Genomic DNA, 23598 nt, shown 5'->3' with positions numbered 1-23598 from the left:
CCTTCGACCCGCGGCCGGCCGAGGCCCGGGCGGCCAGCGCCCGCGACCGTGCCGATGCCGAACGGTTGCGCGACGCCGAGGGCAGGGGGCTGGTGATGCTGGAGCTGCCGGTCGACGATATCGATGCCGATGCCTTGGTGCGCGACCGGATGGTTCTGGATGCCGAGGAAATGGGCGAACTGAAAAAGTCGATCCAGCGCGGCGGGCTGCGCCTGCCGATCGAGGTGTTTCCGTCGCCCGAGGGAGCGAAGAAACCCTACGGGCTGCTCTCCGGCTATCGGCGTCTGCAGGCCATGCGCGAATTGCGGGCGGCGTCGTCCGAACCGACATTCGCCACCATCAAGGCGGTGATCCGCGACCCCGCAGCGATGGGCGGCACTTTTGCCGCGATGGTGGAAGAGAACGAGATCCGCGCCTCGCTCAGCCACTACGAGCGCGGGCGGATCGCGGTGATCGCGGTGCAGCAGGGCGCCTTTGGCAATGTCGAGGAAGCGGTGGCGGCGCTGTTTCCAACAGCGTCCAAGGCGAAACGGTCAAAGATCCGGTCCTTCGCGGTGATCTTCGAGGAGCTGGGTGACATGCTGAGCTTTCCCGACCTGATCAAGGAGCGCGACGGTCTGAAGCTGGCCGCGGCGTTGCGGGACGGGGCCGAAGGGCGGCTGCGCGCCGCGCTGGCCGAGAAGGTACCGGAAACGGCGGAGGAAGAGGCGGCGCTGATTGAGGCGGCGTTGGCGCGCCTGATGCCGTCCAAGGCCGATCCGGCGCGGGGCGGGCGGCCGCGCAAGACGTTCGGCGCGGGGCCTTCGGTGGCGCTGAAATCGGGCATCAGCTTGCAGGCCGAAGAAGACGGCAAGGGCTGGCTAATCCGGCTCAGCGGCAAGCGGGTGGATCGCGAGCTGGTTGAAACGACGATGCGCGAGTTGGAAGCGCTTCTGAGCTCGAACCTTCGTTGACGCACGCGTATTGACGCATTATATGTCAATGCGCGTGGAGATATGCAATGTCGATTGTTGACTACCAAAAGGGCGGCCTGTTCCAGCCCGAGCGCATCGCAACCGCTCTGATGACCACACGCGACGAAATCGCGCGTACCGTCGGGCTGGGCCGCGATGCGGTCTCGCGGCGCGAACGGGTTGGCTCGGCGCGCACGCAGCGGCGGCTGCGCGAAATGCTAGAGATCGTCAACCTGATGGCGCCGCGCCTGGGCAGCGCGGCGATTGCCTATGCCTGGTACCGGTCCGAACCGCTGGACGGCTTCGACGGGATGACCGCGATGGACCTGGTGCAGGACGGCCATGCCGATTGGGTGCGCGACTGGATTGCGTCGATCGATGCGGGCGTGTTTGCCTGAGCATGGAGTATCGCGGGCCGCTGTTCCGTGCCCTGCACCCGTATTACGCCCATGAGCCGTTGTCAGGAGAGGGGGCCCGGCGCCATGGCGGCCGGTTCAATCGGCGGGGCAGGGTGGCGCTGTACCTGGCGCGGGATTTCGATACGCTGCGGTTCGAGATCGCCCGCGGCGGTGCGTTCCAGCCGTCGGTGATTGTCGAGTTCGAGACCGAGATCACCGGGTTGGCCGATGTCCGCGATACGGAACTGCTCACCCGCTATGGCATGACGCAGGCAGCATTGGCCGACCCGGCCTGGCGTCTGCGCATGCAGCGGGGCGAGGCGGTTCCGACGCAGGACATGGCCGAGGCGCTTATCGCGGCGGGGCATCCGGGAATGGCGGTGCCCAGCTTTGCGCGTGGCGCCCGGCATGACAGCCTGAACATCATCCTGTGGGAGTGGGGGCCGAATAGCGCGGCGCAACTGCGGTTGGTGGATGATGAAACGCGGCTGGGCGGCGGACCGTCCCGCGCGACCGGGGGCGGGGACAACCCGCCCTGATGCTCGCGGACATTCGCCCTCGCGAAACCCTGTCCGACGCGATATTTTATCGGACGCAGAAAAGCACAAACAGGTGCGGCGGTTAATCTTAGAAGTTTTGACATAAAGCGCCGCCTCCAGGCGGGCATCAACGGTGCGGCATTGCCGACCCGGGCCACAGCAAGGCTTCGGTAGAATACCGCCGGTCGGCATCCGAGTCACAGGCTTTGCTGACGACGCACCGGCTACTGTGTTGTTTTTATCCTGACCGGCGCTTGGCCGTGGCCGAGACAAATTGCGCAGGCACAATCATTTCAGGCAGGCCAAAGGACCCGCTTTATTCGGGCAGGGCGGGCCGGGTTGCAAAGGCGGCGTCGATCCGCCTGACCGCACTGGGCCACTCCTGGAACAGCACCAGTTGCCCTGCATCCTCAAGAAATTCGACGTGGTAATGCCCAAGCTCGGCAAGACGGTCGCGTACTCGCGCATGCGGGGCGATCTGGTCCTTGCTTCCCAGCATCGCAGAGACCGGAACCCGGCCTTCGAGCGAGGCGATCACGCCGCTCCAGTCGGTCACGGCAAGATAGCCGTCCTTGATAAAGGCATCGCCTCCCTGGGCGATGGCGTGTTTCAGACCTTCCGCCATCATGTCGAGACAGCCGGCCCGCTCGCAATAGGCAAGGTCGACAGGGGAGGCGCGCAGGTGGCGTTGCATCATCCGGTGCGCGCCCAGGAAATCGACCGAGGCGATGGCGGCCCGTGTCAGGAACCGGATCGCGGTACGCGAGCGCTGATAGGTACGGGCAAAAGCGCGCGACATGGTCGACATGCCCTCGATCAGGTCATCGGTGACAACGCCACTGTATCCGGTGTTCAACACCCCGACGCAGCGGTCGGGAAACCGGTCGGCAAAGTTGACCGCGATCCCGACCGCCGAGAGATTGCCAATCACGAAGACACGCTCCAGCGACAGCGTGTCGATAAAGGCCAAAAGGTCGCGGCAGGACTGGCGGATCAGTTCCATCCCCTCGGCCGGGATGGTGTCGGTCCGGCCAAATCCGGGGCGCGAGGGGGCAAGGATCCGGATGCCGTTGCGGAGCGCGTCGCTCTTGACGCTTTCGGGCAGGTCCGGCCCCGCCATCATACCGTGCAGGTACAACACGGGGCGCCCGTCCCGCGCGCCGTATTCGCGATAGCTGATCATCCGACCGCTTGGCAGGATCAGCCGTGCCTCGCGATCCGCGGGCGCGTCCTCGGCCGGGTGAAGCGCCTGCGAGACGACGTTCAGGCTTTGCACCTGGGCGATCAGAAAGACGCTGGACCGCACCAGGTCGCCCTGAGACTTGCTGTCGGATTTTTCGAGCAGGCCACGAATATGGGCGCGGACCGTGTTGATCGAAACCTCGCGCAATGCGGCAATCTCTTCGGCCTTCATCCCCTTCGCGAGAAGCACAAGCACCTGGGTCTCGGCCTGGGTCAGACCGTATTTCTCGGCAATCATGCCCCAGACCTCGTTCGCCTCGCTTATGTCGTTGAAGATGACAAGGAAGTTTCGGCTTGACCCGATATCGTTGCCGAAGGCGGCGGGCAGCCGGGTGATGATGGCCGTCTGAATCCCGGCCGTTCCGGTCGAGGTCTGGGCGAAGGCCACCGATTGGGTATCGGGCCAATTGGCAACCTGGTCGCCCAGTTCGCTCTGCGCCAAAAGTTCGAGCGGATCCTCCTCGCCCAGCTTGGCGCGCAGGCGCGTATTGATATGTAGGATGTTCCGCTGAGACCCGCAGATAAGCGCGGGCATGGTGAAGGATTCCAGCAACCGCCTGGCCCGATCGGTATCGCGTTGGATCCGCCCAATCCGGTCGAAGATCTGCAGCGCACTGTTCAGGTGCCCGGTGAATTCAGTTGCGTCCCCGGTTCCGTCGGTCACGATCTGCGAGGTCAGGCACTTTTCCCACAACTCGATCAGGTCGTGGAATTTCTCGGGTTCGGCGATGGTGGCATAGGTCAGCTGCACGAGTTCGGTGAACAGCGCCTGTCTGTCCGTCGTGTCGACGCTGCCGGTGTTGTCGGGCTCCATCTGCCACCTGTTCCTTCCGAGACGCCGCCGGGGCTGGCCGGCGCCCGACAGAGGCTAGCAGCAAAAAAACAACCGTCCCTATCAAAATTGATAATGTCGGATCGGCTGGCCGGGTCCAGAAGGTCTCGCAGGGGGAGGTTCTCGACGTCGAGACCGCTTTTACCCTCATTATTGTAGGAGACAGTTATGGCTGCTTTTTCTCAGCTTGATTCAGAGTTCCGGGTCAACACCTATACTTCCGACGCCCAGCAATCCCCGAACATCGCTGCCAACCCTTCGACGCGCGGCTTCCAGATCGTCTGGCAGAGCGACGGGCAGGACGGGTTCCTGTGGGGCGTCTACGGTCAGAATTTCAACGCCAAGGGCCAGAAGGTCGGCAGCGAGATCTCCATCGCCGACCTGACCGATGGCGACCAGGAAAGCCCCGATGTTGCCTTCAACGAGGATGGCAGCGGCATGTGGGTCTGGCAATCGACCATGCAGATGGCGCTTTCCCCCGATGCCGATACCCCGCCGGTGCCCACGACCTTTCCGGGCGTGAACTACGAGGTGCGTTCGAAGCTGTTCGGATTTGATTCCGACTCCCCCACCGTGACCTATATCCCCTACGAGGTGCAGCGCGAGAACACGCAAAGCAATAGCAACCTCGACGATGACCTGATCGACATCTCGGTGCACTCGCTGGGCGGCGACCGGTTCCTAACCGCGTGGTACAGCAAGGACGAGCCGCGCGACGAATATGCCTTCATGGTCGAAAGCGTCGATGCCAATACCTATCGCACGAATGTCAGCGGTGAGGAATTGTTCGGGATCGCCGAACCCTTCGGCTCGACCAACTGGGGGGATGTCGCCCTGCTGCGCGAGGTGACCGACCGCCGGTTTGGCAAACTCGAAGAGTATATCGTGGTCTCCAGCCAGTCGGGCTCGCCCGATGCCAGCGATGGCAAGATCATCTTCCAGATCTTCCAGCAGGATCTGACGGATGGGTCGTTCAACTACGACACCCGCCTGTTCACCGATTACAACGACCGCTTTGACGTTGCCAATTCCGGTGCAACCGGCAGCGCGTCAAAACCGCATGTCGCGGTGCTGAAAGACGGCGGCTTTGCCATCACCTGGCAGGAGCACGACGAACGCGGCGGCAACGCCTCGAAGTTTCATTACGACACCTATGTGCAGGTTTATAACGAGGACTTCACTCCGCGCGCGGGCAAGATCACCGTCGACACCGGCAGTTCGGATGAGACCCTCCCCGAGATCACCGCGCTCAAGGATGGCGGCTTTGCAATCACCTGGACGGACAGTTCGGGACGCAACGATGACGTCATGCTGCAACGTTTCAACAGCAAGGGCTGGAAGCTGGGCGAGGAGGTGATGGTGAACGACAAGGCTGCCGGCGATCAAAACGATTCCGCGCTGGCCACGCTGAACAACGGCGATGTCGCGGTCACCTGGACGTCGAGCACCGGGGACAAAGACGACGGCGCAGTAATGGCCAAGGTCTTTGACGTCACCGGCTATGGTGCCAAGCAGGCCCAGCACATCGTCGGGACCAACAAGAACGAAAAATTCGTCACCAAGGCCAAGGACGACTATGTCGATGGCGGCGGCGGGCGCGACACGATCAAGGGCGGCAACGGCAATGACACGCTGATCGGCGGTAGCGGCAATGACAAGCTGCTGGGCGGCGCCGGAAATGACCGGCTGGACGGCGGCACCGGCAACGACGTGATGACCGGCGGCGGCGGACGTGACAGCTTCCTCTTCAACAAGGGTAAGGACAAGATCACCGACTTCCAGAACAACCAGGATACGGTTCTGTTCGACAGCGATCTTGGTAAGGGCGGCAACGACCTGAGCAAGTCCGACTTGAAGAAGATGGCCGAGAAGATCGACGGCGGCCTGTTCTTCGACTTTGGCAGCAACGAACTGACGGTCCTCGGCGTCAACACCTGGAAGGCGCTCAGCGACGATATCGCTTTCGTCTGAGTGCCACACCGGCGGCATGCCCCAACATGCCGCCGGTTCTGCGCCGGGACAGGCTTGCAGCCCGGGTGCAGCAGGGAACATCCTCGGGGCAGGCCAGCAACGCCTTCCTCACGGGCGGTCAGAAGCGGTTGATCTGGCCCATGATGCTGGCCTGGAAATCGGTGATATGGTCAATCAACGCCTGGGCGGCGGCGTCGGCATCGCCCAGTTCCAGCGCGTCGACGATGGCTGAGTGCTGTTCGCAGACCCTGTTGTTTCGATCGGGTATGCGAAGTGAGAGGGTCCAAAAGCGCAGCGACCGGTCATGCAGGTTGCTCAGCAGTTCGGCCACGATGCCATTTCGGGCGGATTTGGCGATCAGTTTGTGAAAGGCGCTGTCCAGCGCAATGAGATCGGCAATTTCGCGAGTCTGGGCCGCCTTGTGCATCATCTGGATGTTATCGCGCATCTGCTGGATCTGTTGCGCTGTGACGTTCCGGGTGGCCCATCTTGCGGCCTGCACCTCGTTCAACAGCCGGACCTCGATGATCTCGACCAGGTGGTCCAGCGAAACGGGGCTGACCACCACGCCTTTGCGCGGCATGACATCCACCAGCCCGTCCAGCATCAGGCGATCTATCGCCTGGGTTACCGGGGTGCGTCCGATGCCCAGCGATCCGCTGAGTTCGGCCACGGTCACCGCCTCGCCGGGGCGCAAGTCGCAGGTGAGAATGCGGCGTTTGAGCGTGTCGTAGGCCTGTTCTCGGAGCGAGGCCTTCGTACCTTTGCCCTGCGTCCCGTTAAGCAGTTTCATCTAAAGTGGATCCCGGCCATCAATTGCTGCCGGCGTCGGGCCGGGATCATTTGAACACTTTCTCGGGGTCGAGCCGCAGGTCAATGAGAAGCGGGCCTTGCCTGTCGGCGATCGCGCTGCAGGCCGCTTCAAGTGTCTCGGCATTGCTGATTGTAACCGCGTCCAGGCCGGCGGCACGGGCCATCGCTGCAAAGTCCGGCGGGTCGGTCATCGACAGGTCGGGCGGGAGAGCGCGATTGGTGAATTGCACATGTTCGGCGCCATAGCTGCCGTCGTTGCAGACGATGATCACAAGGTCCGGCGTTTCCCGCCGGATGACTGATAGTTCGCCCAGGGCAGATAACAGCATGCCGCCATCCCCGGCCACCAGCACCGTCGGGCAATCGTCGATGGTCGTGGCGGTTCCGATCGCCTGACCGATGCCGCAGCCGATGCCGCCGAAATGCGAGGTGAACACCAGGTCACGCGGTTGGGTCACCGGCAAGTTGCGCCAGGCCGAGAACACAAAGCGCCCAAGATCGGCGACAAGAACACGCCGCCGGGGCAAGGACTGGTGCAGCCGCCGCAGGGCCATGGTGATGTCCACGGTGCCCGGCGCGGTTGCGACCTCCGCTGGGAGGGTGTCGAAGGCCGCGGCCTCGGCGTTCAGCCGTTCGGCCAGTGCCGTATCGGTGGCGGCCGAGCCGGGGATCTCGGCCAGGTCAAGAAGCGCGGTCATGGCATTGGCGGTGCCGGCGATGTCGCCGATCAATCGGATCGTCGGCGGTGCCATGCGCGGCGTTTCCAGCGCGTCGGGCAGGATCTGGACCACCCGCTTGCCCTGCGTATAGGCGCCGTCTTCCGTGGTATATTTGCTAAGGCTGGCACCGAAGGCCAAGATGCAGTCGGACTGCATGATGACCTCGGTCGCCGTCGGATGGCTGAGATTGCCACTGATACCGATATTGAACGGATGTCCGTCGAACAGGCCCTGGGCTTTCAGCGTGGTGGCCAGCGGCGCCTCGATGCGGTCGGCCAGAGCGACAAGTGCCTGCCGCGCCGCGTCCCCGATGCAGGCCCGACCAGCAAGGATCAGGGGCCGCTTGGCCGAGGCGAGCATTCCCACCGCCTCTTCGAGAAGGGCGCCCGAGGCCGGGGCAAGCACTGGGGCGGGCGGTTCGAAGCCGATTTTCTGAGGGCCGGTTTCGTCCCACTGAAGGTCCACGCGCATGTTCAGAACCACGGGTTTGCGAAGCAGGCTGGCACGGCGGAAGGCGCGTTCCATGTCTTCCAGCGCGGTATCGGCGCGGCGCAGGTCGATGAAATCCGCTCCGGTGGCCAAAACCAGGGCTTTCTGGTCGGTATTCTGAAGGTGTTGCAGGTCGCCCGGCGCGGTGTCGCCACAGATCAAAACCAGAGGGTTGCCGCCCTTTGCCGCCTCGGTCAGCGCGGTTGCCGCGTTGGTCAGCGCCGGGCCGTGGGTGATCGTGGCCACCCCCGTGCGCCCGGTGACCTGGGCATGACCGATGGCAGCCAGCACCGCATTGGCCTCGTGGTTGCAGGCAATATAGCGACCGCAACCGGAGGTGACAAAGCTGTTCACCATGAACAGGTTGGCATCACCTATCAAGCCATAGAGATGGGTGACCCCCAGTTGCTTAAGCCCGTCGGCGACGACCTCGTGAAGTTTCATCCTGCCGCTCTCCGTACCGACCGCATGGCTGTTTAGCCGCGCACCTCAAGCGTGTTGATGTCGTAATGGGCGGTGATCTTGCGGTTGAGGATTGGATCCTCCAGCTCGCAGGTGAAATCGGTGGAGCCTCGCACGCCGCCGATGGCCGGCAATGTGCCGCAGAACATGGCGGTGCCCGGCGCGATGGTTTCCTGTTCAAATTGCGCGATCAACGCCTCGGGCGCCAGCATCGCGGCAACGGTTCCCTCCTGATAGAGCATCTTCTCTCCGCCGATGGTGGCGTAGCTGCGGATGATGATCTGATCCCAGTGCTCCTTGACCTCGTCATAGCGCCAGACCGCGTTCCCGACGGGTTTGTCGCACATCTGCTTGGACAGGGTGACGCCCACGGTTTCGGCCTCGCGGTCGGTGTGATCCGACCCGATACCGACGAGCAACCCGTCCTCCGTACCGATCAGCACGAATTCCGCCTCGCCGCTTGATCCCTCGCCGATCACCTCGATCCTGTCCGACTGGGTCAGCCGCGCGGCCGAAACCAGGTAGAACATCGGTGTCGCCGCCGGGCGTTTGACGCCAAGCGCCTCGAGCTCCGCGATATGGTGTTCCATCGCCTCTTTGTTGCGCCCGGTCCACCCCGCCACGACGAGTCTGGCGACGTCGATCTCGGCCTGGGATGGTCCGCTAAGCTCGTCGATCCGCAGGGAAAGTTTGGTCATGTCTGGGTGTCCTTCCTTGGGCCGGTAACAGGGGTGCCTGCCTTTTCCGCTGGGCCGGATGGCGCCGGAAAAAGCCGCTTCAGCCTCCGTTTTAATGCCTTTGTGAAATTTCACAAGATCTGTCAGGGACTTCGCTTCACATGGAAGAAGTGCTGCCTGTTTTATGAGCGGGTATATGGAAAAAATTCATTTATACAATGATTTAACTGACATCTTTCGCCGTGGTGAGGCGAAATTGGGCCGCATATTGCACTAGGATGCCGTGGAAAATGCCCGAAATTCACAAGACAGTTGACGTGAAAAAGGGGTCATGTGTAACACTTGTGAAATATTACAAGTCGCAGGAGACCCGATGTCCATCTATCCCGCCTCCCCCTGCATGTCGCTGCGTCGTGCCGCCGCCCGGCCCGTTTGCGCCGCGAAAGGTTAATCCGATGCCGTATCAAGGTTTGACCACGGTCGAGGTCGAAGTCGAAGGGCGCATCGCCTGGGTCTATCTGAATCGTCCCGAGAAGAAGAACGCGATGAACCCCAAGCTGCATGCCGAGATGCTGGCGGTATTGGAGGAACTCGAGGCCGACTCCGGGATTGGCTGCGTGGTGATTGGCGGCCGGGGCGGCGCCTTCAGTGCCGGGCAGGATCTGAAAGAGTTCTTTCGCGACCTTTCAGGCGATCCCGTGGCGCAGAAAAAGGCGCAGCGGAACGCCAATGACTGGCGTTGGCACCGGCTTGAAGTGTTCGACAAGCCCACCATCGCGATGATCGAGGGCGTCTGCATTGGCGGCGCCTTCACGCAAATGATCGCTTGCGACTTTGCCATTGCCGCCGAGGATGCAACCTTCTGCCTGTCAGAGATCAACTGGGGTCAGATCCCTGGTGGCCTGGTAACCCGCGTGCTGACCGAGGCGCTTGGCTATCGCGACGCGCTGGACCTGTGCCTGACCGGGCGCAAGTTCGACGGAACCGAGGCCGCGAAGCTGCGGCTGATCAACGAGGCGGTGCCGGCGGCCGAACTCAAGGCCCGGACCCGTGCGCTGGCCGAGCTGCTGATCGGCAAGGATCCCGAGGCCTACCGCGCCACCAAGCACGCTCTTCGCTATGTCCGCAACATCCCGGTACGCGAAGCCGAGGATTACCTCGCCGCGAAGATCGGCGAGTTGCGCATGCGTGCCGGGTCCGGCGCGCAGGAAACGGCGATCAGGCAATTCGTCGACGACAAAAGCTATCGGCCGGCCGAGTCCTCTTACACCTCGGTTTCCGACAAGACGAAGTGAGGAACGGCACATGACTCTGGAACTCTCCGACGATCTGAAAATGCTGAAGGCGCAGATCCGCCGCTTTGTCGACACCGAGATCATCCCGGTCGAGCGCGAGGCGACTGACGGTTTTGACATGAAGCCGGAGTACCGCGCCCGTTTCGAGGCCATGACCAAGGAACTGGGCTATTGGTTCGTGGAACTGAGCGAGGATCAGGGCGGTCTGGGCCTTGGCCTGATCGCCCGCGTTCTGCTGTGGGAAGAGATGGGCCGCACGATCGCCTGCCCACCCCGCAAGCAGAGTATTTTCGGGCCTGAAGTTTCTCCGATCCTGTTCAACCTGACGCCTGAGCAGCAGAAGGACTACCTGTTCCCGGTGATGAGGGGCGAGAAAACCACCTGTTTTGCGCTGTCAGAACCCGATGCCGGTGGCGATCCGGGCAACATCCGCACCACCGCGATCCGCGATGGCGACGCCTATGTCATCAACGGGTACAAGATCTTTATCACCGGGGCGCAAACTGCGGATTTCGCGCAGGTGATGGCCGTGACCGACCCGGTGAAGGGGCGGAAGGGGGGAATATCTTCTTTCCTCGTGGATATGGACACGCCGGGGCTAAAGATCACCCGCGAACAGCAGACCATGATGGGCGACCGCCCCTGCGAATTGTCATTCGAAAATGTCCGTGTCCCTGCCGCCAATTTGATCGGCCAGGAAGGGCGCGGCTTCGCGTTGGCGCAGGACTGGATCAACCAGGGACGGATCCGCCACGGTGCCCGCGCCATCGGCGTGATCGAGCGTAGCCTGGAAATGGCGGTGGCGCAGGCGACCGGGCGCAAGACCTTTGGCAAACCGCTGTCAGAGCGCCAGGCGGTGCAGTGGAAACTGGTGGATTCCTACCTTGATCTCAAGGCCCTGCGGCTGATGGTCTATGACACCGCCATGCGATACGACCTTGGCGAGGACGTTCGCCACGACGCCTATATCGTCAAGATGCAGGGCGACCGCATGGCCTTTGAGGCCATGGACCGTTGCATGCAGATCCATGGCGGCTCCGGTCTGACCATCGACCTGCCGATCGAGAAATTCTGGCGCGATCAGCGCTCGATGATGATCACCGAAGGCCCCGAAGAGATCCTGCGCGGTTCTCTCGCACAGAAAGTCCTGCAGGACTACGCGCAATAGCAACCAAAAAAACCACCCCCCAACAGAGGATGTAACATGAAACTTGTGAAGACACTTGCAGCGGGCGCGGCGCTGATGGTTGCCGGGTTCGGCCCGGCCCTCGCCCAGACCAGCTATGAGGGCGAACAGGTCACGCTGCTGATCAATTACGGTGCCGGTGGTTCCACCGATGTCGAAGGCCGCCTGATCGCCAACCACCTGGGCAAACATATTCCCGGCAATCCCGACATTATCGTGCAGAACATGCCCGGGGGCGGCGGCAATATCGGCTCGAACTATCTGGGTACTTCGGCCAAGGCAGACGGCATGACGGTTGGGTTTTTTACCTGGAACCCGATCGACCAGATCATCGACGCGCCCGGGCTGATGATCAAATACAACGATTTCGACTTTGTCGCCGGCATCTCGCAGCCGACGATCTTCTACATGCGCAAGGATGTGGAGCCCGGTGTCGAAACGCCCGAAGATCTGCTGAAGACCAGCGGATTCAAGGCCGGGTCCCTCTCGCCGACGATTCACCAGACGGTCCGCACGCGGCTGGCGCTGGACATCCTGGAGGTGCCCTTCAACCTGGTGAGCGGATATAAGGGCCTCAAGGATGTTGCGACCGCGGTGTTGCAGGACGAGGTGCAACTGTCGAACGGGTCGCTGACCAGCTATTCCTCGGCGATTATTCCGATGCTGATCGAACCCGGTCTGGCAACCCCGCTGTTCCACTTCGACGTGGAAAAAGACGGCGCGTTCCATCCCGACCCGCTGTTGGACCAGTATAACACCGTGACCTTCCTGGACCTCTACCGTGCCAAACATGGCGCGGACGCGATGCCCTCGGGCGAGAACTGGGAAGCGCTGCGCCTGATCAACAACATCATGGAAGCGATGTACCGCTCGGTGTTCATGCCGCCGAATTCGCCCGATGACGCGGTTGAGATCATGCGCGCGGCGTTTCAGGCCCTGTCCGAGGATCCCGACTTCATCGCGGACTATGCCAAGACCGTGGGAATCGAGCCGCGCATGACCGTTGGCGATACCGGCCAAGAGATCATCAACGAACTGGGTGACCTGTCTCCGGAATTCGTCGAGAACTTCAAAGCTTACGTAAACCAGTAAGCAGCACGGCGCGGCACCCGCGGTGCCGCGCCCGTCCCCCCGGCTGAATCAGGAGATTAACCATGCTCGAGCAGGCCCTGGCGGGTGCGGCACAACTGCTTGTTTGGCCTGCGATAGGTTTCCTGTTTCTGGGGATCCTGATCGGCATCGTCTTTGGCGTGATCCCAGGCCTGTCCGGCCTGAACGGCATGGCGATCCTGCTGCCCTTCACCTTCACGATGGAAACGGTGCCGGCGCTGTGTTTCCTGCTGGGCATGTATGCGGTCACCTCGACCGCTGACACGTTATCCTCGGTTCTACTGGGAATACCCGGAACCGCCGCGTCGCAGGCCACGGTGCTGGATGGCCACCCAATGGCCAAGCGCGGCGAGGCCGAACGCGCCTTTGGGGCGGCCTTTACCGTGTCGGCGGTCGGCGGCGTAATCGGCGCGATTGCAGTGATCGTGTCGATCCCCATGCTGCAGCCGATCATCATGGCGTTCTCATCCCCGGAGTTCTTCATGCTGGGCGTGGTTGGCCTGACCATGGTCGGGTCGCTCAGTGGCGGATCGATCACCAAGGGGATTGCCGCCGCTGTTCTGGGCACGCTGATCGCCTGTGTCGGCTATGGCCAGCAAGTTGCGATTCCGCGCTATTGGTTCGACGTGCTTTACCTGATCGACGGTCTTCCGCTGATGCCCGTCGTGCTGGGGCTGTTTGCCATCCCGGAACTGTTGGACCTGATGAAGGGCAATGGTGGCATCGCGTCGGTTTCGGCGGCGCCGGGGCAGGGCAGCGGGCTGATGAAAGGTGTGCGCGACGCGGTGCGGAACTGGTGGCTGACGCTGCGCTGTTCCATTCTCGGGGTCTATATCGGCATGTTGCCGGGCCTCGGCGCCGGAATCGCGGATTGGATCGCCTATGGCCACGCGGTGCAATCCACCCGCAAGGACCCGCAATTTGGCAATGGCGACATTCGGGGCGTGATCGCCCCCGAAGCGGCCAACAATGCGGTAAAAGGCGGGGGCCTGGTGCCCACAATCGCCTTCGGTATCCCCGGTAGCCCGCCGATGGCGCTGTTGCTGGGGGGCTTCCTGATCCAGGGGGTCGCGCCCGGACCCTCGATGCTCAGCACCAACCTGTCGCTGACCTTCAGCCTGATCTGGACCCTGGTCATTGCCAATGTCGTGGCGGCGGGCCTGCTTTTCGTCCTGTCAAAATATGTTGCCCGCCTGATTTTCATTCCTGCGCTTTTGCTGGTGCCTGCGGTCACCGTCTTTACCCTGATGGGGGCGTGGATGAGCACCTTTCAACTGGGGGATTGGATAGCCCTGTTCGCCGCCGGCGCGCTTGGCATCGCGATGAAACGGGCCGCCTGGCCGCGCCCGCCGCTGATCCTGGGCTTCATCATCGCCCCGATCCTCGAAAACGCGCTGCATATCTCACGCCAATCCTACGGCATTGCCTGGCTGGGCCGGCCGATTGTGCTGATTCTGCTGGCGGTCGCGGTTCTGACCATCGTGATGTCCGTCCGCAAGACCCTGCAGCAGAAGGCCCGCGCCAAGGCCGGGCCGCAGCCGGAAGACCGGCAGATTACACCGGCCGAACAGGCCGGATCCGCCCGGTTCGGCGTGGTGTTCGCGGTGGTTGCCGCCGCCGGTTTCGCCTTTGCCCTCTGGGAGGCGCGGGGCTGGCCGGCGGCGCTGGCCGCCTTCCCGGTTGCGATGGCGGTACCCGGATTGATCTGCGCGGTCCTGGCCGGAACGACCGACTGGCGCCGCCGGTTCAGCGACCATCGGTCCGACCCTTTCCCGCTGGGTGTTCTGGTTGAATTTTCCTTGTGGCTGGGCGGGATCGTTCTGCTGACGGTGGCCTTCGGGCAGATGTTCGCGCTGCCGGTTTTCACGCTGGCCTTCCTGTTGCTGAAGGCCCGTGCCAAACCCGTTCTGGCATGTGTCTATGCCGGCGGGGTGACGCTGCTTCTTTGGGGCATCTTCGATCAGGTCATCCATGTGGCCTGGTACCCATCCTGGTGGCTGTAGGACGCGAACATGACAACCATCACTTACGACTTGCAGACCGAAGCGGGGCACAGCTGGGTTGAGGCGGGCAGCGGCGCGCCGCTGGTCCTGGTTCACGGCATTGGTGGCACCACCGACAATTGGAGCCCGGTGCTGGAGGCGCTGGCGCAACGCTATCACGTCCTGGCGTGGAGCTTTCCCGGCTATAACGGCGCCCGCGCCCTGACGTCACCGCGCCCCGAAGCGGAAGACTATGCCGACCGGCTGGCGGATTTTCTGCGCCGGCGCGGCATTGGCCCGGCACGGGTGGTGGGCCATTCGCTGGGCGCCGTCGTGGTCGCCGCCTTGGCCGGAAGCTGTCGGGAGCTTGTCTCGCGCCTGGACCTGATCTGTCCCGTGGTTGGCGCCGGTAACTTGCCCGAGGCCGCCAGGGCCGCCACGCAAGCGGCGCGGGCCGATGAAATCAGGTCAGGGGGCATGCAGCAGTTTGCCGAGGCGCGCACGGAATCCATCGTCGGCCCGACCGCCGAAGATCAGGATTTGCGACAGATCATCGCGACGATGGCCGAGATCCCGGCGGAGTCCTATCTTCAGGCTTGGCATATGCTGTGCGCTGCGGACCTTCTGCGGCTGCTTGTGCCGGGTGTCCTGCCAGTACAGGTGATCGGCGGCGACCTCGACCCGGTTGCCCCGCCAGACGCGGTTCAATCCGTGGCCGAACGGCTTGGGGTCAGTCCGATCATCCTGCCCGGTATCGGCCATTTCCCGACCTACGAGGCGCGAGACGTCCTGGTCGATCTTCTGACCGCTGGCCTGTGAGCCCGCCCGACCTTCCCAGACAAGGAGACCCCACGCCGATGACTGCGCCGCTTTCAGGATTTCGTGTCGTCGAACTTTCGACAATGATCACCGCGCCGCTGGCAGGCATGTTGCTGGCGGATATGGGCGCCGATGTCATCAAGGTCGAACGTCCCGATGGTGGCGACCCGTTCCGCAGCTTTCGCGGGGGCGCCTACAGCCCGCATTTCTGTTCCTACAACCGCAACAAGCGCAGCGTTGCGCTGGATCTGCAATCGGACAACGGCAAAGCCGCGCTGACGCGGTTGATCGAACGGGCAGACGTGCTGCTTGACAACTTTCGGCCGGGGGTTCTGGATCGGCTCGGTTTTTCCGACGACAGGTTGCTGTCACTGAATCCCGGCCTGGTGCGGTGTTCGATCAGCGGTTTCGGCACCGGCGGCCCCTATGCGCAGCGCCCGGCTTATGATGCGGTGGCCCAGGCGATCAGCGGCATGTCCAGCCTGTTTGTCGAACCCGAGGCGCCGGCGCTGACGGGGCCCACGATTTCCGACAATGTCACCGGCATCTATGCCGGCTACGGGATTCTGTCCGCGCTGCTGGAACGCGAACGCGGCGGCCCGGCGCGGCGGGTCGAGGTCAACATGCTGGAGGCGACGATGGCCTTCATGCCCGATCCCTTCGGCTATTTCACCCAGATGGGTTTGCAGTCGGATCCCTACCTCAGGGTGCGCACGTCACAGTCTTACGTTTTCCGTTGTGCGGACGGGCGGCTTGTCAATGTGCACATGTCATCGCAAGAGAAGTTCTGGCAGGGTTTTTTGGTCGCGACCGGACGGCAAGACCTGGCCGCTGACGCGCGGTTTGCAGAGCGTGCCGGGCGGATCGAGAACTATTTCGACCTGAGCCGGGAAGCCGCCCCAACCTTTGCCGAACACCCGCTGAGCCACTGGCAGGAAAAACTGGCCGAAGCAGACGTGCCGTTTGCCACGGTGAACAGGGTAGAAGAAGTGTTCGACGACCCTCAGGTGCAACATCTGAGTTCGTTCATGGATCTCGAACACCCCGCCGAGGGCACTGTGCGAGCGGTGCGCAACCCGGTTTGGATCGATGGCAACCGCGACAGCCAGCCCCAGGTCGCTCCGCCACTTTTGGGTGAGCATACCGAAGAAGTTCTGCAGGAGCTTGACGGTGACTTAAGCCGCGCCTGATGGCCGTCAGCCCCTCTTAGGGGGCGCTGCACCGCCGTTTTCCACCATTTTCATACGGCCTGCTTCTGGTTCGGAAGCGGGCCCGTTGCGGATTCGCAATCCCGACGGGCGGGATCGGGTAATTCGGGTAGCGAAACTGCCGCTGTGAAATTTCTGTAATATATCATTGACGACTTAATTAAGTTACTTCACTATCATCCTCAACGCCGAGGAGTGAAGATGACCGACGATTCGATCAACACGCGCCTGACCGTAAGCCGGGAGGACCTGTTGCAGGATGGAAGCGATGCTGCCTTCCGCACCATGCTGCACAATCTTCTGGCCTTCTCGGCCCGGCTGCAGCAGATCCGCGGCCAGTTCGCGGCGTTCATCGGATTGAGCGGACCGCAATACACCATCCTGATCACCGTCCGACAATTGCAGGGCGATGCCGGTGTCGGCGCCAATGCGGTGGCGGCGCACCTGTCACATTCGCCTGCCTTCGTGACGGCCGAGACCAATAAGCTTGCCAAGCTGGGGGTGCTGAACAAGTGGCCAAACCCCGAGGACGGGCGCCGGGTCATTCTGTCGGTCACCGATCGCGGCGAGGAATTGCTGAAAACGCTGGCACCGCAGCAGCAAGAGATCAACGACCAACTGTTCGAGCCGGTAACGGCCGAGAATTTCCGGATGTTGGAAACGCTGGCCCGCGAGTTGAACGATAGCGCGGAAAAGGCGCTGCTGTTGTCCGACTACCTGCTGCAGAGCCGCGGGGCCGAAAAATGAGCCAGAGCGTCGCGGAACAGAAAGCCCTGCGCAACACGCTCGGCCAATTCCCCACCGGCGTCTGCCTGATCACCTGCGCTGTCGGGGATGAAAACCTGGGGATGACGATGACCTCGTTCAATTCCCTGTCGCTGACGCCGCCTTTGATCCTGTTTTCCATCGACAAGCGGGCGCGCAGCCTGCCTCAGTGGGAAAAGGCCGCGGGTTATGCGGTGCATATCCTGTCTGCGACGCAACAGGAGCTGTCGAACCGCTTTGCCCGGCCCGGCGATAAATGGGCCGGGGTGACCCATACCGCGGGCCTGCACCAGGCGCCGATCCTATCCGGGGTCACGGCCGTTCTGGAATGTGCGGCCTGGCGGGTGGAGGACACCGGCGACCACATGCTGTTCATCGCGCGGGTTGAGCGCCATTCCAGCGACCCCGACCGCGACCCGCTGGTCTTTGCGCGCGGCCGCTATGCCGCGCTGGAAACCCGCGAACGTGCCGATACCGGATGGCCGCTGGCCATTCACTACTGACCGAAACGAACGACCGAACGGGAGAGACCGATGCTCAAGACCGGACAGCAATACCTGGAAAGCCTGCGCGACGGGCGCCGGATCTTCATTGACGGTGCCGAAGTGGAGGATGTCACCACGCATCCGGCCTTTACCAACGTGGTGCATTCGATGGCACGGATCTATGATTTCCAGTCCGCGGAAGAAAACCGCGAACTGATGACCTACGAGATCCCCGGATCCGGCGGGGAACGGGCCAACCGGATCTGGCAATTGCCGACTTCGCATGCCGAACTGGTCGAGCGCCGCAAGGCCCTGGAGGCCTGGACCGAGTTGCATGGCGGCTTTCTGGGCCGCGCGCCCGATCACGTCGCCTCGTGTATTTCCGGTATGTATATGGGGCTGGACGCGTTCGAAGCGCATGACCCGGACCGTGCCACCGCGCTGTCGAACTATTACAAATATGCGCGGGACAACGAGCTTTACCTTACCTACGTCATCATCAACCCGCAGGCCGATCGATCGAAGACGGCGGATGAGCAAGCCGATCCGTTCCTGACCGCCGGTGTGGTGGCCGAGGATGACGAGGGCCTGACGATCCGGGGCGCCAAGATGCTGGCGACCGGTGGGATCATGGCGAACGAAGTCTTCGTGACCTGCATTCAGCCGTTGCGCGCAGGCGAAGAGCCCTATGCGATTTCCTTCGCCATTCCGATGAATGCGAAGGGGCTGAAGATCCTGTCACGCAAATCCTACGAGGCCTCGGCCACCAGCGTCTTTGACAACCCGCTGGCCAGCCGTTTCGACGAAAATGACGCGGTGCTGTATTTCGACGACGTCAAGGTGCCGTGGGACCGGGTGTTCATCAACCAGGACACCGAGATGTGCAACAAGCAGTTCCACGCGACGCCGGCGCATGTCTACCAGAACTACCAGGCCCAGGTGCGGCTGATGGTCAAGATGCGCTTTCTCATGGGGATTGCCCGCAAGACCGCCGAAACCAATGGCGTGGTCGGCTTTCCCCAGGTGCGTGAAACGCTGGGCCAGCTGGCGGCGCAATGCGCCATGGTCGACTCGCTGGTCCACGCGATGGAGATCAAGGGCGAGATGCGGGGCGATTATTTCGTTCCCGACCGGCACACGCTCTATGCCGCGCAGGTGCTGACACAGCAGCTCTATGCGACCGTGATCACCACGCTGCGCGACCTCGCAGGCGGTGGCATGATCATGCTGCCCTCGTCGGTGGAGGACTTCGCCAACCCCGAGATCGCAACGCTGATCGGCAAAACACAGCAATCGCCGACAACCACCTCGGAAGGCCGGGTGAAGTTCTTCAAGCTGGCCTGGGATGCCGTCGGCTCGGAATTCGCCTCGCGGCACACTCAATATGAAATGTTCTATGCCGGGGCGACCTTCGTCACCAAGGGACATTCCTTCCGCACCTTCGACTGGGACCGTTGCACCGGCCTGGTCGACAGGATGCTCGACACCTACTCGCTGGAAAGCGAGCTGGCCCAAATCAAAACCGCAGCGGAGTAAGACCATTGGCCATCAACAAAGAACACAAGGAATTCCATACGATCGATATGGGCACCGAGGGCTGGGAAACCCCGCCGGGCTATCCCGAGGGGATCGAGCAGAAGATCATCGCGGGATCGCTGGACGAGGACGGCAAGCAGGGCCATCGCACCCGCCTTCTGCGCTTTGCACCGGGCGTGTTCACCACCGCTCCCTTCGTCCACGACTATTGGGAAGAGGTGTATCTGGTCGAGGGCGACCTGACCGTCGGCAATGACGAGAATGGCAAGGGTGGCGAGGCCTATCCGGTGCACACCTATGCCTGCCGTCCGCCGGGGGCCTATCACGGGCCGTTCAAGTCCGAAGGCGGCTGCGTGCTGATGGAAATCCACTATTACGAAGAGAAGGTCTGATGCACTCTGTCCCCGTTCTTCTGGACCGGATGGCCAAGGGAGAGACCCGCGCTCTCGACCTGACCACCGCCTGTCTCGATCGCATTCAGGACCCGGAGGGGCAGGGGGCGACGGTCTTTACCATGATCGACCCCGACCGCAGCATCGCCCAGGCCGAACAGGCCGACGCGGCGCGCGCAGCCGGGGAAGCGACCACGCCGCTCAGCGGGGTGCCGGTTTCGGTGAAGGCGCTGTTCGACCTTCAGGGTCATGTGACCCATGCCGGGTCGCGGGTGCTGGCCGACGCGCCTCCGGCCGCTGCCGATGCCGAGGTGGTCCGGCGGCTGCGGCAGGCTGGCGCGGTGATCATGGGTCACACCAACATGACCGAATTCGCCTATTCCGGCCTGGGGCTGAACCCGCATTACGGCACCCCCGCCAATCCCGCCGATCCGACGCGGATTCCCGGCGGTTCGTCGTCGGGGGCGGCGGTGTCGGTGGCCGAGGGGATGTGCGCAGTGGGGCTGGGCACCGATACCGGCGGGTCCTGCCGCATCCCGGCCGCCTTCTGCGGATTGACCGGCTATAAACCGACGGCCCGCCGCATCCCGATGGACGGGACCTATCCGCTCTCCGAGTCGTTCGATTCCATCGGCGGCATTGGCCAGACCGTGGGCTGTTGCGAAGCGCTGGATCAGGTGATCAGCGCCGAACAGGTCTCCCCGGCCGCGCCGCCCGACCTATCAGACCTGCATGTCGCGGTGCTGGACAATTACGTCCTGGACGATCTGAGCCCGCTGGTCGCAGCCACGTTTGAAGCCGAGGTAGCCGCGCTGGCCAAGGCCGGGCTGCGGATCAGCCGCGTTACGCTGCCGTTTCTGGACAATCTGCCGGAACTGAACGCGCGCGGCGGCATCATTGCGGCCGAGGCGCTGGCGCAGCACCGCGAGCTGCTGGCCAGTTCCGGGGCGGGCTATGACCCGCGCGTCAGCATCCGTATCCGCAAGGGCGAAACGCAACAGCCCGGCGAATACCAGGCGCTGTTGAAGGCCCGGGCCGACATGATCGCGCAGGCCGATGCGCTGACCGCCGATTATGACGCGCTGATCATGCCGACCGTGGCGATGGAGGCGCCGCGTTTCGCGGAGATGGCGGAGGACGCCGCTTATGGCAGTGCCAACCTGCTGGCGCTGCGCAACACCACCGTGGCTAACCTGCTGGACCGCTGTGCAATCAGCCTGCCGATGCGCAGCACCGGCCTGCCGGCCGGTCTGATGTTGATGTGCGAGACGATGGACGACCACCGGATGTTCGCCATGGCGCGCAGCTTTGAAACCCTGCTGAGAAGATAGCTTGATGACCCGGCTGTACGGAACAGGCTCAGCGCCGCATCACCCGGTCGACGATATTGCTCTGGAAGGCGGCGATATGGTTGCGCACGGCCTCTTCCGCGGCGTCGGCGTCGTGATTGGCAAGCGCCTCGACGATGGCGCTGTGTTGTTCCACCACGCGGTCGTTATGTTCCGGAACCTGCAGCGACAGGGACCAGAAGCGCAGCGACCGGTCATGCAGGTTGCCCAGAAGCTCGGCCAGGATCGTGTTCCCGGTGGCGTGGCTGATGATTTCGTGAAAGGCGCTGTCCAGGGAGATCAGCTGTTCGACATCCCGCGACGCCGCGGTCTTTTTCATCGTCTTCAGGTTTTCGCGCAGCGCCTTGATCTGTTTGTCGGTGATCCGTTCCGACGCCCATCGCGCAGCGCGGCATTCGTTCAGCAGCCGCACTTCGATGATTTCGACCAGATCTTCCAGCGAGACCGCGCTGACAACAACGCCCTTGCGCGGCATCACCTCGACCAGCCCGTCCAGCATCAACCGGTCCACGGCCTGAATCACCGGCGTACGGCCAAGGCCCAGATCGCTCGCCAGCGCCGCAACGGTCACCGCCTCGCCCGGTTTCAACTCGCAACGCAGAATACGCTGCTTCAGCGTGTCATAGGCTTGCCCACGCAAAGACACCCGTTTTCCGGTTTGGCTGGTGGGTTTTGACATGGTGCTCATCGCTTCGCATTTCACCTGTGCTGGTGAAGTTTCAGACGCTCATTCAGCCTGTTTTCAACACCATAGAAGAACGAAGAGCACGCGGATTGCAAGCGAATGGCGCCCAGGTGACGCCCTACGGCAACAGCGATCAATAACCGGGAAAAGCCGCGAAAACCGGCTTGGCACGCTTTTCAGGCAATTCGCCTGGCCCACCTGACTTAGCCCTCTCCAGTTCTGGCCCTGCCCCTTGACAATGCGGGAACACAAATACCACTGTAAAATATCACAAGCGTTTCAGATGTAAGATCTCCGCCCGTCACTCAGGGCACCCACCACGCAACAGGGAAGCAAAATGACACAAGTTCACACCTTAATAACCGCGATCTCGGCACTGGCCCTGATGGCCGCTGCAACCACCGCTGCTGCCCAGGACAAGCCGGAAAGCCTTGATCTTGGAGTCTTCACCTTCATGTCCGGCCCGGCAGCCGCCTATGGCATGCCCGGACGGCAGGGCGCCGAGGTGATGATCGAACGGATCAACGCCCAGGGCGGGATCGGTGGCGTGCCGATCAACGCCACCTTCGTCGACGAGGCACAGGGCGCCGAAGGCGTCATCTCGGAATATCGCCGCCTTGCCGAAGGCGAGACCGATTTCATGATCGCGGCATTGTCTTCGGGCAACTGCCTGGCCCTGGCTCCGATCGCTGATCAGCTGAAGATGCCGACCATCGGCTGGAACTGCGACACGCATCAGCTGTTCAAGGAATCGCACGACTACTTCTATCGCCCGAACGGCAACACGATTGCCGAGTTCATGGCCTATACGCTGTATTTCCTGAAGCAGAACCCCGATGTCAGCCGCGTCGCGATCATCAACCCGGACTATTCCTTCGGCCATGACGCGGCGGAAATCGTGAAGGCGACGCTGGCCGCGATGAAGCCCGACGTCGAAGTGGTGGCCGAACTGTTCCCCAAGCTGGGCTCGGCCACCTATCAGACCGAGATTTCCCGGCTCGCGGCAACCCGTCCGGACGTGATCTTCTCGAACCTCTGGGGCGGCGATCTCGAGAACTTCATCCGCCAGGCCGCGCCGCGCGGGATCTTCCGGCAAAGCCAGGCGGTGCTGGCCTTGGGCGAAGCCGTATTGCAACGCTCTGACCTGCCCGAAGGCGTTGTGGTCGGCGTGCTGGGCGACGGCTGGTGGCGGTCGCCCGATGCTGAAAGCATCGGCATGGCCGCGGATTTCGCGGCGGATTATGCCGAGAAATTCGGCGAAGACCCGGTGTTCCCGGCAATCAAGATGGCCAACAGTTTTCTGGTGATGAAGGCGGGGTATGAAAAGGCGATTGCCGAGAATGACGGCGCCTGGCCGACCGAAGAGCAGGTGGTCGCAGCGCTTGAAGGTCTGACCACGCAGACGCTGACCGGCGAGATGACCTTCCGCGAGGATAATGACGGCGTCATCGATCAGGTCGTGGGCATGACCACGGTTGTCGAGGGCATCGACTATCCGGTGCTGGGCAACATGGTGCGTTACGAGGGGGCGGCCCTGCTGCCGCCGCTGGGCTCGGATCCGATCGAATGGATCGGCTCGCTGGGCCCCGACTTCCTCGACACGCTGCCGGAACCGGGCAGCTACGAGTAATCGCCCGCCTCCACCCCGCTCCGCGGCGCCCCGGCGCCGCGGGGTGATCCCAAGATCGGCG

21 protein-coding genes are annotated in these 23598 nt (G+C 62.8%); 16 read left to right on the top strand and 5 right to left on the bottom strand.

Going from position 1 to position 23598, the window contains the following annotated elements:
- The 3 genes from CVM52_RS04375 to CVM52_RS04365 form a co-directional block, all read left to right on the top strand.
- On the top strand, positions 1-953 hold a 953-nt coding region (locus tag CVM52_RS04375), incomplete at its 5' end, for a ParB/RepB/Spo0J family partition protein (protein ID WP_100161380.1).
- 47 nt (positions 954-1000) lie between these two features.
- Entirely contained in the window at positions 1001-1351 is a 351-nt protein-coding gene (locus tag CVM52_RS04370; RefSeq protein ID WP_100161379.1) for an antitoxin Xre/MbcA/ParS toxin-binding domain-containing protein, read from the top strand.
- 2 nt (positions 1352-1353) lie between these two features.
- A complete protein-coding gene (locus tag CVM52_RS04365) occupies positions 1354-1890 on the top strand; it encodes an RES family NAD+ phosphorylase (RefSeq protein WP_100161378.1) in 537 nt (178 codons plus the stop codon).
- A gap of 316 nt (positions 1891-2206) precedes the next feature.
- On the opposite strand, the gene CVM52_RS04360 is transcribed toward CVM52_RS04365, so the two are convergent.
- On the bottom strand, positions 2207-3946 hold the full coding sequence (locus CVM52_RS04360; RefSeq protein ID WP_100161377.1) for an alpha/beta fold hydrolase: 1740 nt from the start codon (positions 3944-3946) through the stop codon (positions 2207-2209).
- A gap of 186 nt (positions 3947-4132) precedes the next feature.
- Between CVM52_RS04360 and CVM52_RS27625 the strand changes: the two genes are divergently transcribed.
- Entirely contained in the window at positions 4133-5935 is a 1803-nt protein-coding gene (locus tag CVM52_RS27625; protein WP_100161376.1) for a calcium-binding protein, read from the top strand.
- A 118-nt stretch (positions 5936-6053) separates the two neighbouring features.
- Here the strand turns inward: CVM52_RS27625 and CVM52_RS04350 are convergent, their stop codons facing one another.
- The 3 genes from CVM52_RS04350 to CVM52_RS04340 are packed head-to-tail and all read right to left on the bottom strand — an operon-like array spanning position 6054 to position 9116.
- Entirely contained in the window at positions 6054-6728 is a 675-nt protein-coding gene (locus tag CVM52_RS04350; protein WP_100161375.1) for a GntR family transcriptional regulator, read from the bottom strand.
- A 46-nt stretch (positions 6729-6774) separates the two neighbouring features.
- Positions 6775-8400 (bottom strand): thiamine pyrophosphate-binding protein, encoded by a 1626-nt coding sequence (locus tag CVM52_RS04345; protein WP_100161374.1) that lies wholly within the window; start codon positions 8398-8400, stop codon positions 6775-6777.
- A gap of 32 nt (positions 8401-8432) precedes the next feature.
- Positions 8433-9116, bottom strand: a complete 684-nt coding sequence (locus CVM52_RS04340; protein WP_100161373.1) for a DUF2848 domain-containing protein — start codon at positions 9114-9116, stop codon at positions 8433-8435.
- Positions 9117-9550: 434 nt separating this feature from the next.
- On the opposite strand from CVM52_RS04340, the gene CVM52_RS04335 reads away from it, so the two are divergent.
- The 11 genes from CVM52_RS04335 to CVM52_RS04285 all read left to right on the top strand — a co-directional run bounded on the left by CVM52_RS04335 (position 9551) and on the right by CVM52_RS04285 (position 21204).
- Positions 9551-10390, top strand: a complete 840-nt coding sequence (locus tag CVM52_RS04335) for a p-hydroxycinnamoyl CoA hydratase/lyase (RefSeq protein ID WP_100161372.1) — start codon at positions 9551-9553, stop codon at positions 10388-10390.
- A gap of 10 nt (positions 10391-10400) precedes the next feature.
- Positions 10401-11558 (top strand): acyl-CoA dehydrogenase family protein, encoded by a 1158-nt coding sequence (locus CVM52_RS04330; protein WP_100161371.1) that lies wholly within the window; start codon positions 10401-10403, stop codon positions 11556-11558.
- A 36-nt stretch (positions 11559-11594) separates the two neighbouring features.
- On the top strand, positions 11595-12668 hold the full coding sequence (locus CVM52_RS04325) for a Bug family tripartite tricarboxylate transporter substrate binding protein (protein ID WP_100161370.1): 1074 nt from the start codon (positions 11595-11597) through the stop codon (positions 12666-12668).
- Between the two features lie 62 nt (positions 12669-12730).
- On the top strand, positions 12731-14689 hold the full coding sequence (locus CVM52_RS04320; RefSeq protein ID WP_100161369.1) for a tripartite tricarboxylate transporter permease: 1959 nt from the start codon (positions 12731-12733) through the stop codon (positions 14687-14689).
- Between the two features lie 9 nt (positions 14690-14698).
- A complete protein-coding gene (locus CVM52_RS04315; protein WP_100161368.1) occupies positions 14699-15487 on the top strand; it encodes an alpha/beta fold hydrolase in 789 nt (262 codons plus the stop codon).
- Positions 15488-15525: 38 nt separating this feature from the next.
- Positions 15526-16677: a CaiB/BaiF CoA transferase family protein gene (locus CVM52_RS04310; RefSeq protein WP_100161367.1), complete on the top strand. Its 1152-nt coding sequence runs from the start codon at positions 15526-15528 to the stop codon at positions 16675-16677.
- A gap of 219 nt (positions 16678-16896) precedes the next feature.
- Complete coding sequence (locus tag CVM52_RS04305; protein WP_133119781.1) at positions 16897-17442, top strand: MarR family winged helix-turn-helix transcriptional regulator; 546 nt, start codon at positions 16897-16899, stop codon at positions 17440-17442.
- Entirely contained in the window at positions 17439-17963 is a 525-nt protein-coding gene (locus CVM52_RS04300; RefSeq protein WP_100161365.1) for a flavin reductase family protein, read from the top strand. Before CVM52_RS04305 ends, CVM52_RS04300 begins: the two co-directional genes overlap by 4 nt.
- Positions 17964-17993: 30 nt before the next feature.
- On the top strand, positions 17994-19481 hold the full coding sequence (locus tag CVM52_RS04295; protein WP_100161364.1) for a 4-hydroxyphenylacetate 3-hydroxylase family protein: 1488 nt from the start codon (positions 17994-17996) through the stop codon (positions 19479-19481).
- Positions 19482-19486: 5 nt separating this feature from the next.
- Positions 19487-19873, top strand: a complete 387-nt coding sequence (locus CVM52_RS04290; protein WP_100161363.1) for a cupin domain-containing protein — start codon at positions 19487-19489, stop codon at positions 19871-19873.
- On the top strand, positions 19873-21204 hold the full coding sequence (locus CVM52_RS04285; protein ID WP_100161362.1) for an amidase: 1332 nt from the start codon (positions 19873-19875) through the stop codon (positions 21202-21204). Before CVM52_RS04290 ends, CVM52_RS04285 begins: the two co-directional genes overlap by 1 nt.
- A 28-nt stretch (positions 21205-21232) precedes the next feature.
- On the opposite strand, the gene CVM52_RS04280 is transcribed toward CVM52_RS04285, so the two are convergent.
- Positions 21233-21901: a GntR family transcriptional regulator gene (locus CVM52_RS04280; RefSeq protein WP_172720903.1), complete on the bottom strand. Its 669-nt coding sequence runs from the start codon at positions 21899-21901 to the stop codon at positions 21233-21235.
- Between the two features lie 343 nt (positions 21902-22244).
- On the opposite strand from CVM52_RS04280, the gene CVM52_RS04275 reads away from it, so the two are divergent.
- On the top strand, positions 22245-23537 hold the full coding sequence (locus CVM52_RS04275; protein ID WP_100161360.1) for an ABC transporter substrate-binding protein: 1293 nt from the start codon (positions 22245-22247) through the stop codon (positions 23535-23537).
- The last annotated feature ends 61 nt before the right edge of the window (positions 23538-23598 follow it).

The sequence above is a fragment of the Pseudooceanicola lipolyticus genome (genome assembly GCF_002786325.1).
GTDB classification, from domain to species: Bacteria; Pseudomonadota; Alphaproteobacteria; order Rhodobacterales; family Rhodobacteraceae; genus Pseudooceanicola_C; species Pseudooceanicola_C lipolyticus.
The sequence above is the reverse complement of the archived record's forward strand: the minus strand, read 5'-3'. Positions and strand labels throughout refer to the sequence as shown.

What these genes read in the sequence shown, in the direction of transcription:
- CVM52_RS04370 (WP_100161379.1), top strand. Translation starts at nt 1,001, where the DNA reads ATGTCGATTGTTGACTACCAAAAGGGCGGCCTGTTCCAGCCCGAGCGC.
- CVM52_RS04360 (WP_100161377.1), bottom strand. Translation starts at nt 3,946, where the DNA reads ATGGAGCCCGACAACACCGGCAGCGTCGACACGACGGACAGACAGGCG.
- CVM52_RS04340 (WP_100161373.1), bottom strand. Translation starts at nt 9,116, where the DNA reads ATGACCAAACTTTCCCTGCGGATCGACGAGCTTAGCGGACCATCCCAG.
- CVM52_RS04350 (WP_100161375.1), bottom strand. Translation starts at nt 6,728, where the DNA reads ATGAAACTGCTTAACGGGACGCAGGGCAAAGGTACGAAGGCCTCGCTC.
- CVM52_RS04345 (WP_100161374.1), bottom strand. Translation starts at nt 8,400, where the DNA reads ATGAAACTTCACGAGGTCGTCGCCGACGGGCTTAAGCAACTGGGGGTC.
- CVM52_RS04285 (WP_100161362.1), top strand. Translation starts at nt 19,873, where the DNA reads ATGCACTCTGTCCCCGTTCTTCTGGACCGGATGGCCAAGGGAGAGACC.
- CVM52_RS04280 (WP_172720903.1), bottom strand. Translation starts at nt 21,901, where the DNA reads ATGTCAAAACCCACCAGCCAAACCGGAAAACGGGTGTCTTTGCGTGGG.
- CVM52_RS04305 (WP_133119781.1), top strand. Translation starts at nt 16,897, where the DNA reads ATGACCGACGATTCGATCAACACGCGCCTGACCGTAAGCCGGGAGGAC.
- CVM52_RS04335 (WP_100161372.1), top strand. Translation starts at nt 9,551, where the DNA reads ATGCCGTATCAAGGTTTGACCACGGTCGAGGTCGAAGTCGAAGGGCGC.
- CVM52_RS04295 (WP_100161364.1), top strand. Translation starts at nt 17,994, where the DNA reads ATGCTCAAGACCGGACAGCAATACCTGGAAAGCCTGCGCGACGGGCGC.
- CVM52_RS27625 (WP_100161376.1), top strand. Translation starts at nt 4,133, where the DNA reads ATGGCTGCTTTTTCTCAGCTTGATTCAGAGTTCCGGGTCAACACCTAT.
- CVM52_RS04325 (WP_100161370.1), top strand. Translation starts at nt 11,595, where the DNA reads ATGAAACTTGTGAAGACACTTGCAGCGGGCGCGGCGCTGATGGTTGCC.
- CVM52_RS04300 (WP_100161365.1), top strand. Translation starts at nt 17,439, where the DNA reads ATGAGCCAGAGCGTCGCGGAACAGAAAGCCCTGCGCAACACGCTCGGC.
- CVM52_RS04330 (WP_100161371.1), top strand. Translation starts at nt 10,401, where the DNA reads ATGACTCTGGAACTCTCCGACGATCTGAAAATGCTGAAGGCGCAGATC.
- CVM52_RS04315 (WP_100161368.1), top strand. Translation starts at nt 14,699, where the DNA reads ATGACAACCATCACTTACGACTTGCAGACCGAAGCGGGGCACAGCTGG.
- CVM52_RS04275 (WP_100161360.1), top strand. Translation starts at nt 22,245, where the DNA reads ATGACACAAGTTCACACCTTAATAACCGCGATCTCGGCACTGGCCCTG.
- CVM52_RS04365 (WP_100161378.1), top strand. Translation starts at nt 1,354, where the DNA reads ATGGAGTATCGCGGGCCGCTGTTCCGTGCCCTGCACCCGTATTACGCC.
- CVM52_RS04320 (WP_100161369.1), top strand. Translation starts at nt 12,731, where the DNA reads ATGCTCGAGCAGGCCCTGGCGGGTGCGGCACAACTGCTTGTTTGGCCT.
- CVM52_RS04310 (WP_100161367.1), top strand. Translation starts at nt 15,526, where the DNA reads ATGACTGCGCCGCTTTCAGGATTTCGTGTCGTCGAACTTTCGACAATG.